This window comes from Methanobrevibacter thaueri (assembly GCF_015062915.1).
Taxonomy (GTDB): domain Archaea; phylum Methanobacteriota; class Methanobacteria; order Methanobacteriales; family Methanobacteriaceae; genus Methanocatella; species Methanocatella thaueri_B.
Window position 1 is genome coordinate 291,527 of the sequence record NZ_SUTJ01000001.1, and the last position, 10,484, is coordinate 302,010.

At 38.4% G+C, this 10,484-nt stretch carries 14 protein-coding genes; 8 read left to right on the top strand and 6 right to left on the bottom strand.

Annotated elements, in window-relative coordinates; all coding sequences use genetic code 11:
• Nucleotides 1-53 precede the first annotated feature (53 nt).
• From E7Z78_RS01360 to E7Z78_RS01375, 4 genes are all read right to left on the bottom strand, one after another.
• Nucleotides 54-314 (bottom strand): hypothetical protein, encoded by a 261-nt coding sequence (locus E7Z78_RS01360; protein WP_303723380.1) that lies wholly within the window; start codon nucleotides 312-314, stop codon nucleotides 54-56.
• Nucleotides 315-700: 386 nt separating this feature from the next.
• Complete coding sequence (locus E7Z78_RS01365) at nucleotides 701-991, bottom strand: hypothetical protein (protein WP_303723381.1); 291 nt, start codon at nucleotides 989-991, stop codon at nucleotides 701-703.
• A gap of 14 nt (nucleotides 992-1,005) precedes the next feature.
• On the bottom strand, nucleotides 1,006-1,143 hold the full coding sequence (locus tag E7Z78_RS01370; protein WP_303723382.1) for a hypothetical protein: 138 nt from the start codon (nucleotides 1,141-1,143) through the stop codon (nucleotides 1,006-1,008).
• Nucleotides 1,144-1,166: 23 nt separating this feature from the next.
• Nucleotides 1,167-2,003, bottom strand: a complete 837-nt coding sequence (locus E7Z78_RS01375; RefSeq protein ID WP_303723383.1) for a tetratricopeptide repeat protein — start codon at nucleotides 2,001-2,003, stop codon at nucleotides 1,167-1,169.
• 137 nt (nucleotides 2,004-2,140) lie between these two features.
• On the opposite strand from E7Z78_RS01375, the gene E7Z78_RS01380 reads away from it, so the two are divergent.
• The 8 genes from E7Z78_RS01380 to E7Z78_RS01415 all read left to right on the top strand — a co-directional run bounded on the left by E7Z78_RS01380 (nucleotide 2,141) and on the right by E7Z78_RS01415 (nucleotide 8,386).
• Entirely contained in the window at nucleotides 2,141-2,680 is a 540-nt protein-coding gene (locus tag E7Z78_RS01380; RefSeq protein WP_303723384.1) for a glutathione peroxidase, read from the top strand.
• A gap of 71 nt (nucleotides 2,681-2,751) precedes the next feature.
• On the top strand, nucleotides 2,752-3,663 hold the full coding sequence (gene trxB / locus E7Z78_RS01385; RefSeq protein WP_303723385.1) for a thioredoxin-disulfide reductase: 912 nt from the start codon (nucleotides 2,752-2,754) through the stop codon (nucleotides 3,661-3,663).
• Between the two features lie 234 nt (nucleotides 3,664-3,897).
• Entirely contained in the window at nucleotides 3,898-4,392 is a 495-nt protein-coding gene (locus E7Z78_RS01390) for a hypothetical protein (protein WP_303723386.1), read from the top strand.
• 56 nt (nucleotides 4,393-4,448) lie between these two features.
• Nucleotides 4,449-5,006 (top strand): GMP synthase subunit A, encoded by a 558-nt coding sequence (locus E7Z78_RS01395; protein WP_303723387.1) that lies wholly within the window; start codon nucleotides 4,449-4,451, stop codon nucleotides 5,004-5,006.
• Between the two features lie 9 nt (nucleotides 5,007-5,015).
• Nucleotides 5,016-5,279, top strand: a complete 264-nt coding sequence (locus tag E7Z78_RS01400; protein WP_303723388.1) for a hypothetical protein — start codon at nucleotides 5,016-5,018, stop codon at nucleotides 5,277-5,279.
• Between the two features lies 1 nt (nucleotide 5,280).
• Nucleotides 5,281-6,207, top strand: coding sequence for a glutamine-hydrolyzing GMP synthase (guaA, locus tag E7Z78_RS01405; RefSeq protein ID WP_303723389.1), 927 nt, complete (start codon nucleotides 5,281-5,283; stop codon nucleotides 6,205-6,207).
• A 51-nt stretch (nucleotides 6,208-6,258) separates the two neighbouring features.
• On the top strand, nucleotides 6,259-7,440 hold the full coding sequence (locus tag E7Z78_RS01410) for a hypothetical protein (RefSeq protein ID WP_303723390.1): 1,182 nt from the start codon (nucleotides 6,259-6,261) through the stop codon (nucleotides 7,438-7,440).
• A complete protein-coding gene (locus tag E7Z78_RS01415) occupies nucleotides 7,433-8,386 on the top strand; it encodes a DegT/DnrJ/EryC1/StrS family aminotransferase (protein ID WP_303723391.1) in 954 nt (317 codons plus the stop codon). The genes E7Z78_RS01410 and E7Z78_RS01415 overlap by 8 nt, the downstream gene beginning before the upstream one ends.
• Here E7Z78_RS01415 and cgi121 read toward each other — a convergent pair.
• Together cgi121 and E7Z78_RS01425 are read right to left on the bottom strand one after the other, a co-directional pair.
• Nucleotides 8,364-8,855, bottom strand: a complete 492-nt coding sequence (gene cgi121, locus E7Z78_RS01420; protein ID WP_303723392.1) for a KEOPS complex subunit Cgi121 — start codon at nucleotides 8,853-8,855, stop codon at nucleotides 8,364-8,366. The genes E7Z78_RS01415 and cgi121 overlap by 23 nt on opposite strands.
• Before the next feature lies 1 nt (nucleotide 8,856).
• Entirely contained in the window at nucleotides 8,857-10,326 is a 1,470-nt protein-coding gene (locus E7Z78_RS01425) for a (R)-citramalate synthase (RefSeq protein ID WP_303723393.1), read from the bottom strand.
• Between the last annotated feature and the right edge of the window lie 158 nt (nucleotides 10,327-10,484).

Sequence of the window (10,484 nt, forward strand, 5' to 3'; positions counted from 1 at the left end):
AAGAAAATAATAATTTGAAAATGAAACTTGATAAAAAAAAGTAAAGGTGAAGGCTAGTAAATGTAGCCACACCATCCTGCACATGCCATATAGTAATCCTTTAACTTTAATTTCATATCAACGGGTATTTTTAAAGCGTAGACCTCTGTAAAACTATTTTCTGAGCTATTCAATATTATTTTCGGTTCATTAATCACGAAATCTCCGAAGAAAGTGTTGCTACAAATTTTATCAACCTTCTCTTTGACCTCATCATAATCAACTAGTGCATCAATATGCTCGAATTTAACAACCTCCCATTGATCAGAACTCATTAATGACTTAACTTCTGATTCGACCTTGTGATAATGCTTATCGTATTGGTGTTGTCTTTGAGCAAGTTCTTAGGATAGCACCTTTTTATAGTGTGTAATAAACCTTTTTTCATCTGCTTTACAGGTTAAATGGTGTTCTCTGATGTATTTTAGACATTTGGTGTATCCATTGAAAGGTAATACTCTAACTGATGAGTTCCCATGTCTTTTTCGTTTAACATCACAGATTTTTAGAATTTCTTCAAAACATTCTACCACGTCAATGCAAGTCGTTGGAAAATTAAAAAAAATATCTGCCAATATATAATTTTCCTTGAAATTAGGTGTTTAAACTAGTCACTTAAACACCGATTATCTCTCTTTTTTTTAAAATTTAAAATAAAAATTTATCCGTAATGTTCTCCAATCCATCCTTGATTGACATCCGGAATGCCGTCTTCACAGTACTCATCATCGTCATAATCAGTATAGTATATCCTACTTTCACGCTCAACTATTTCTATACCTTCATTACCGCAGTTTTCACATTCCCACAAATCCCCTTTCCAATCAAATAGGGTATCGCAGTTGAAGCATTGGTAGAATCCTTCACCCCAATCCTCATATCCGCAGAAAGGACAATCAAACTCCTTATCATCATCATCGATTTCTTCACCGCATTCAGGACATTGAACCATCATACCACCTACTGTTATTTTTTGCGTTCATCGACAAGCCTTGGTCTGTCGCCTGACTTGTCCCAGTACTTTTCCAGTTTTTGACCGCAGTTGATGCATCGTGTCGCATCATCCCTGTTGGGATAACTGCAGTAGAAGCATTGCTTTGTCATTATTTCACCCATTGTTGATTACATTAAATGTCTTCGTCAGACCCGAGAATTGTTGCCTCGCCCCAATTCGACTTTTTCAGGACATCCTTCTGCTTGAGATTATTGATTTCAATGTGGGCTCCGCATCTAATGCAGAAGCTGTCAGTTATCGGAACTTTCTTCCCACATCTTGGGCACCTTACCTTTTTAACATTAAAATATTTAAGCAGATTATCACGTTTTCTTTTATACTCATCCATTAACTCATCATCATCCTTGACAATCTCAAGGGCATGCTTATAGCAATCAAATGCCTCAACATAATCCTCATTAACAAGCGCTATTTCTGCTTTTAAATCAAAAATGGAATCTGAAATGTCATAATTATCAATTTTCGAGTATATCTTAAGTGCTTGACCTACAAGATTAGATGCCTCATGAATATTGTGACTTTCGAACTGTTCCCATGCACGATCTGTCAAGAATACTGCCTTATTGCAATTGATTGTCTTATCTGAAGGCCTTCTCTTTAATGCCTCATCATAGCAGGACAATGCCTCATCGAACTGTCCCATACGTTCGACAATCAATGCCTTTAAATTCCAATTAGTTGCACGGGCAGGATAATTTTCAATCGCAAGATTAATCAGGGTCAATGCCTCAGGATACCTCTCCTCATCATATAACCTTGAAGCCTCATCGAGTAATGTTTTTGAAACCCACCTTTTGCGGTTATCCTCAATTTCTTCAGGAGTCTGATCATTGCCATCTCCATCTTCCCCTTCTCGAGGCCCATAGCTCATGTAAGGAACTTCCGGTGCACCGGTATCATTACCAAACCCTATTGGGTCGCCCACATGCCATTCGCCAAAGTCTCCCATATCAACTCACCTGGTTAAAACTATTTTTATACTAACTTAAATACATGTTGAATTTAGGCAATATTTAAATAATAATATAACAATAGGTATATCAAGTCTTAATTTAATTAAGTCTTAAAACAAACGAGGTTTTTAAAATGTCAATTTATGATTTTGAAGTAAAGGATGGTGACGGAAACCCTGTTTCATTAAGCCAATACAAAGACAAAGTACTTTTAATAGTAAACTCAGCAACCAAATGTGGTTTTACCCCACAATACACAGAATTAAACGAAATCTACGCAGAATTCAACGAACAAGGCTTTGAAATCCTTGATTTCCCATGCAACCAGTTCGGTGAACAGGCTCCTGGAACAACCGAGGAAATCACTGAAGTCTGCCGCAGCAAATGGTTGGTCCCATACACAATCTTCGACAAAATCGATGTTAACGGTGAAAATGCTGACCCATTATTCGAATTCCTTAAAAACGAACAGCCATTCACTGACTTGAAAGGTAAGGGTGCAACAGCATTGAAACTTATGTTAAAAGCAAAAGACAGACATTACAAGGACAACAATGACATCAAATGGAACTTCACTAAGTTCCTTGTTGACCGTGAAGGAAACGTCGTTCGCAGATTCGAACCTACTGAAGATTTAGGCGACGTTAAAGATGCAGTTAAGGATTTATTATAATCCTTAATAATTTTTTTTAAACTTACTATTTTTTAACCATCAGCACCTAATAATTAAATGAGGTTAACAAAATGGAAAAATATGACATTATCATCATTGGAGCAGGACCTGGAGGACTTACAGCCGCAATATATGCAGGTCGTCAGGGAACAAAGAACCTTATGATTGACCGTGACCTTGCAGGAGGAATAGGTCGTGAAGTTCCGGAAATGGAAAACTATCCTGGCTTTGACAACATTTCAGGTCTTGAACTGATTGAAAAGATGAAGGCACAGGCCACAAAAAACACTGAGCTTCATGAAATGGAAGCCGTTACAGAGATAGTAAAAACCGATGACGAGTACAGGTTTACCGTGAAAACAAACAAGGCAGAGTACCAGTCAAAGACCATTATCCTTGCAACCGGAAGCTCCCACAGGCATCTTGATGCAAAAGGAGAGGATGAGTTTCTTGGAAAAGGCGTGAGCTACTGTGCAACCTGCGACGGTTTCTTCTTCCAGGACCGCAACATCATAATGGTTGGCGGAGGAAACAGTGCGCTTCAGGAAGCACTATACCTTAACAATCTGGGCGCCCACGTAACATTGATCCACAGAAAGGATGAGTTCAGGGCACAAAAGCACCTGCAGAACCAGATCAAGGAAGCCAGAATAAACACAATAATGAATGCAACCGTCGAGGAGATAAAGGGCAGCATGCTTGTTGAATCAGTGACTCTCAAGGACACAAAAACAGGTGAATTGAGCGATCTATCTGTCGATGGTGTTTTCATAAGCGTAGGTTACGTTCCTCACACTGAACTTGCCGAGCAGTTGGGTGTTGAATTGGATGAATCAGGCCACATAATCATAGATAAGGATCAAAAAACAAATGTTGATTATGTTTATGCAATAGGTGATGTTTGTGTTGGTTTGAAACAGTGGATTGTGGCATGTGGAGAAGGTGCAGTCGCTGCAACTTCAGCCTTCCATGACATAAGTTAATAATTATAGCGGTCTTGCAGGAATATGTAGATAAAGAATGCTATAACCAAGACTACAATAACAGGCAATAACCACATAAATATTTTCAATAACACCACTGCTATTAATATAGCAATTATAATAAATATCAAATCTTGAAGTTCCATGTAATTCAAATATATTAAACGTAATATATAAAGTTCGTGGTACTTCTCTTTTTTAATATATATACTATTTTTTACAAAAGAATAATCTATGAAAAGAAAGAATAGAAATACTTTAATTCTGATTTTTGTAATTGTCATTTTAATTGCAATTGGCTTTGCAATGAACGATTTAAAGGAAACCGTGGAATTTGAAGAGTTTTCCGTTGAGGTTCCCTCAGGAAGCAATTTTACAGATCTGGACACTGACGACCCCATAATCAAGGAAGGTCACAGAAGCATGAACAATGATTTGACAATAACCTCATTCAATAAGGAATACATCGAAAACGAGTATTACCAGCAGCACGGCGAAAGTATGGATTTCACAAAATCATCAATAGAGAACATGACCCAAGGCAAGCAAAACAATGTGACAAAACTCTCAGACAACCTTACAAGATGCATCATGACACAGATGATTGACGGAAAACAGGACACTGACGTTGCAGTGATATACCATGACGACACCCATTACATTATTGTTGAGGGTGGGGATGTGGAATTCATAACAGGAATTGCAGAATCAATCAAGATTTTAGAATAATATTTAATAATTATAAAAAGCAAAAATAATATCATTATATTTTAATGGAGTATAAAATGACAATATTAGTTATCAATAACAAAGGACAATACAATCACAGAATTCAAAGAAGCTTACAATACCTCAATATTCCATCCGAATTAGTTTCAAACACCCTTACAGTGGAAGAGATTGAAGCTAAAAATCCAATTGGATTGATACTGGGTGGAGGACCTTCCCTTGAAGGTGCAGGCAACAGTGAAGAATACATAAAGCACTTTGAAATTCCAATTCTGGGAATATGTCTTGGACACCAACTAATTGCAAAGGCATACGGTGGAGAGGTCACAACTTCCGACACTGAAAGCTATGCTCAAGTTAAAATAAACATCAACGCTGATGAAGGATTGTTTGAGGGACTTGCTCCTGAAATGGATGTTTGGTCATCACACAAGGACGAGGTGAAAACAATCCCTGAAGAATTTGAAATCCTGGCAAGCTCCACATTATGTGATGTTGAATCCTTTAAGCATGAAGATAAGGATGTTTATGGAATTCAATTCCATCCAGAAGTTCATCATACTCCAAAAGGCGAAATAATCTTTAAGAACTTTTATAAAATCTGTCAAAAATAGGTGTTAATTATGATTGATAATGCTGATGATTTAAGAGATAAAGCTAATGAATTCAAGACTGGTTTGAAAAAACAATACGTGAACATTCCAATCGGAGATGAAGAATACGGTTTCAGAATATCTGGTATTGGTGCTAAATCAGTTAAATTAGAAAAATACGTCAAATTTGATGATATCTTTGAAGCCATTGAATCAGGCAATGACAACGGTCTCGAAGCTATGATTAAACAAATCATTGAAGATTACGAAGAGGAAGAAGAGGAAGAGGAATAAAATGTTAAGCCCAAAAGAATTTATTGAAGATGCAGTGCAAAAAATAAAAGACCAAATCGGTGATGAAAAAGCAATCATTGCACTTTCCGGTGGAGTGGACAGTTCAGTATGTTCCGTGCTCGTACAGGAAGCTATCGGAGACAACCTAACCGCAATATTCGTTGACCACGGTCTTTTAAGAGAAGGTGAAGTTGAACAAGTGACAAACACATTCAAGGACAGGTTGAATTTCAAGTTTGTTGACGCTTCCGATGAGTTCATGGACGCTCTTGAAGGCGTGGAAGACCCTGAAGAGAAAAGGAAAATAATCGGAAAAATATTCATTGAAGTGTTTGAAAGAGAAGCAATCAAATACGAGGCAAAATACCTTGTTCAAGGAACAATTGCACCGGACTGGATTGAAACCAAAGGCGAAATCAAATCCCACCACAACCTTGCACTTCCAAGCGGTATGGTATTAGAATTATGCGAACCTATCCGTGACCTTTACAAGGATGAAGTAAGGGAAATCGGTGATGAATTAGGATTACCTGCAACAACAGTGTACAGGCAACCTTTCCCAGGACCTGGTCTTGGAGTACGTGTTGTTGGAGCATTAACAAGAGAAAATGTTGAAATCTGCAGAAAAGCAAACAAGATCGTTTGCGATGAAATTGAAGCAGCAGGAATCGATAAGGAAGTATGGCAATACTTTGCAGTGCTGACCGACACCAAAGTGACTGGTGTTAAAGGAGACCAAAGAGACTTCGGATACCTTGTAGTGGTCAGAGTGGTTAATTCCATCGATGCAATGACCGCATCAGTGGCTGAACTTCCATGGGAAGTCATACAAACCATTTCAAAAAGAATCACTTCCGAAATTTCAGAAGTTACACACGTAGCACTGTCAATCAGTGACAAACCACCAGCAACTATCGAATTCTGTTAAAATACTATTTTAACTAATAGTATTTTTCTTTTTACTTTTTTTAGATCAACCATGAAAACCACTAAAAACGCTTATCTTGCCAAATTAACTGAACAGATACAAATGAAATCCGTTAAGGTTGGGAAAAACCTTGAGGGAACAACACCACCATCAGTATTCATCGGAAGATGGTCATATCCTAAGGTGTATGCCGGGCCGATGATGAGCTCACAAATGGGTGACACATCAATCATGGACTCCCCCGAATCCTGGATTGGGGAAAACAAGACACAGGATGAAATCATAAACTACCGTATGAATCTTGTAAGGGGAAAACAACTGATAAAGATTGATGATTTGGAAAATCCATTTGTCGAAAAGCTTCAGGACATCTCCCTTGCATCCACATCAATTGACAGTGAGGCAACATTCAAAAGAAGGCCTCAGGGATCCATGCTTACAGAGGACAGCATGCCCCACGGTCCAAGCGCAACAATAGAGAAGTTCGACATCGATGCAGTGAGATGGGACAGGCAGCTGGAAAAGACATTCTACGACACTGACCTCAAGGCGGTTGATGCCGTGGTGAACCTTCACAACAAGGATGTTCCGTTCACTGCCATGCAAAAGGCGTTTTCAGTTGGAGCAATCGGAACCAAGAACAACCGTAAACTTGTTCCCACCCGCTGGTCAATCACTGCTTGTGACTCAACCCTTGCAGATGAGTTTCTAAAGGAAGTGAGAAAATATGAGATACTTGACACTTATAGGGTCTATGAATTCGGTGCATTGAACAATTATTATATAATCATTTTAACCCCAACCGAATGGCAATACGAATGGTATGAGGCATTCATAAAACTTATGAAAAACGAGGAACTGATATTTTCAGACTATGAAACCAACGGAGGCAAAAAGGAGTACTCCATTGTTGGAGGATGCTACTACACAGCCAAGATGGCAGTGCTGGATTACCTGATGAAAATCAAAAGGCAATCAGGACTGCTGATTTTAAGGGAAGCATATGACGGATATGTTCCATTGGGAGTTTTCAACGTAAGGGAAAACATAAAAGAGGCAATGCTTAGACCATACCTTGAGTTTGAAACCCTTCAGGATGCACTTAAATACAGTGGAGACAAGCTAAGAATACCTATCAGCAGGTATGTAAAGCAGGGAACACTGCTCAATGAGATGCTTCACACAAAGCAGACCACATTAGATATGTACTTTAAAAGTGAGAACAATGTTTAGATTCAAAAGCCCAAGCCAAAAAACCTTGGAGATAATGTCTGAGGTAGCAAAAGGAAATGTTGACGGAAACTTTGAGGAAAGCTGCATCAACAAAATCAGAGATTTGACCACAAAAGAGCATGTGAGAATGACAAGCAGCGCAAACAACAGCATTTTCATTGCACTTTCAGCAGTCACAGGCGATGTGATCATCCCAGACCAGGGAGGATGGCACGGATTCAAGCAGATTGCAAAGTTTCTAGGAAAAAACCTCATTACCGTCAAGACAGATGATGGGCTTATAAACACTGATTATCTGGATGAACTTGATGTCAATGATGACTCCGCATTGATTTTCACAAGCTTTGCAGGATACACCGCCGAACAGGACATCAAAAGCATTACCAAATACTGTAAAAACAACAACATTTTAACAATTGAAGATGCTTCAGCCGGAATTGGGGATGCTGAAAAAAGATTGGGACGTGACAGTGACGTCATCCTTGCCTCAACAGGTTCACCCAAAATGATAAATGTTGGAAGCGGAGGATTCATTGCAACAGACAATGAGGAAATCTTCAAGAAAACTACATTGCCGCAAAAGTTAAGTAAAACTAATGAAATTATATGCAGCGGTATAGATAGTGAAATTGATAATGTTGGCAAAAACCTAGAACTTTCATTAAATGCAACAGAGCATGTAAAAAAACACATACCTAACACATTACATGCAGATAAAAGAGGCATCAATGTAATTATTCCTCATGATAATGCAAAGGCAATATGTTGGGACTTGAAAAAGACACTCACCACAGACAAAAGCGGCATGATAACAACATGCCCCAATTACAACCGCATAAAGCAGAAGGCAATATGCATTGAAATAAAAAATCTTGACTATGACTGTCTTGAAAAAGAGAAATTGAATATTATAATAGATGAAGTTAATAATCTACTGCAAGCTTAGTGATCCTGTCAATAATGACCTTTTCAATGGACATGTTGTCGGTTTCACTCTCACTAATTTTATAGAGATCCATCAGCTTTAAATCGTCACCCCTGAGAACACCATCATCCCTTTCAAACATTTCACCCAATTCGGATGAATAATCATCACAATTAATCATAACGGCGCAAAGATTCATCTGCCCATCTTTTAAACCAAGCATGGCAAATGCCTTTGAAATCTGCCTTTGAGCGGAACATCTCAAAACAATTTCAACACTGATGTCCTTTGCAAGGTTCTCTCCACGTTCAAAAGCCAAAAATGCCTGATTAACGCCATGGATTATATGATTGGTTGATGCAACTGAATCGGCATTTAGAAGCTGGATGATTTCACCATCCTTTTTTATGGAATTTATCCTGTCCAGAGTGTCCCCGACAGAATCCACCATTCCTTTGAAACCTAAAATTTGAATGTTATCCATTTTCATGCTAATCCCTCAAAAGCCTGTTAACACCGGCAATGTATGCTTTAACACTTGCATTGATAATGTCAGCCTCGGTACCTCTGGCTGAAACGACACGACCATCCTTTTGAAGCTTGATTATTACATCAATGAACGCATCAGTACCTCCGGTAATCGCATCTACATGATACTCAATCAAGTCAATGTCCTTAAATACATCCAATGATTTCAAAGCGTTGATGGTAGCGTCAACCGGACCCAAACCCACACCTGCATTCAAAATCTCATTATCATCGATAATTATCTTAACTGAAGCTGTAGGCATGACCTTATTTCCTGAAACACATGTAAGCTCATCAAGTTTTATGCGATCCTCATGATTGATTTGCAACACATTATCCGCAATTACCTGCAAATCAACATCAGTAACAGTCTTACCCTTATCCGCCAACTCCTTGATGTCATCACAAATCTGCTTGAGCTGGTTTTCATTGACATTCAAGCCCCATTCCTTTAGCCTATTGTCAAGGCCATGGGTGCCCATATGCTTTCCAATGATGAACTTGCGCTTACGGCCAACAAGTTCAGGAGTCATTGCCTCATAAGTGGCGGAGTTCTTAATGACCCCATCGGAGTGGATACCTGACTCATGGGCAAATGCATTTTCACCGACAATTGCCTTGTTTGGCTGAATGTAAACTCCAGTGGATCTTGCAACCAGTTTGGATATGTCATAAATTTCATTGATTTTGATATTTGTTGAAAATTGAGGAAACAACCTGTCAATGCTTACAACACACTCCTCAAAGGAAGTGTTTCCAGCACGCTCACCAATACCGTTAATTGTAGTGTGGATTTCACTGGCACCACCCTTAATTGCAGATAAGGTATTGGCAACGGCAAGTCCAAAGTCATTATGACAATGACATGCAACAGGAACAGACAAGTCATTCAATTTAGAGAATAACTCAAATGATGAATCAGGAGTCAAAATACCAACGGTATCGCATACGCAAACCCTATCGGCACCATGATCGATTGCATTGAGATAGACTTTCCTTAAAAAATCAATATTGCTTCTGGAAGCATCTTCTGCAGATAACTCTACAATTAAACCATGGTCCTTACAGTAGTCCACGGCATTATTTGATAACTCTATAAGCTTATCGCAAGTGGTGTTTAACTTATCATGAATATGCAATTCGGAAGTTGGGACAACTAGATTAACCCCATCAACATCACAATCAAGACAATAATCAATGTCAATGGTTAAAGGTCTTGAAAAACTCAATATTTCAGCATTGAACCCTTGTGCAGTAATCTGTTTAATGGATTCTCTCTCGCCTTCAGAAGTAATCGCTGAACCTGCCTCAATATATTCAACACCAATCTCATCCAGTTTAGTTGAAATTCTTAACTTATTCAAAGGAGTTAATGAAACACCAGGAGTCTGTTCCCCATCACGTAAAGTAGTATCCAAAACCTTAATATTCATAAAATCACCAAAAAAATTGCAATAGAGCTATTAAGTAATAAAAAAACCGTCAAAAAAAATAGAAGTAAATAATTGTAATAGAGAAAGCTTGCAGCGAAATGAAATTCCCATAGAAAACCATAGTACACAAACAAAACACAAAAGGACTTCACTACTGG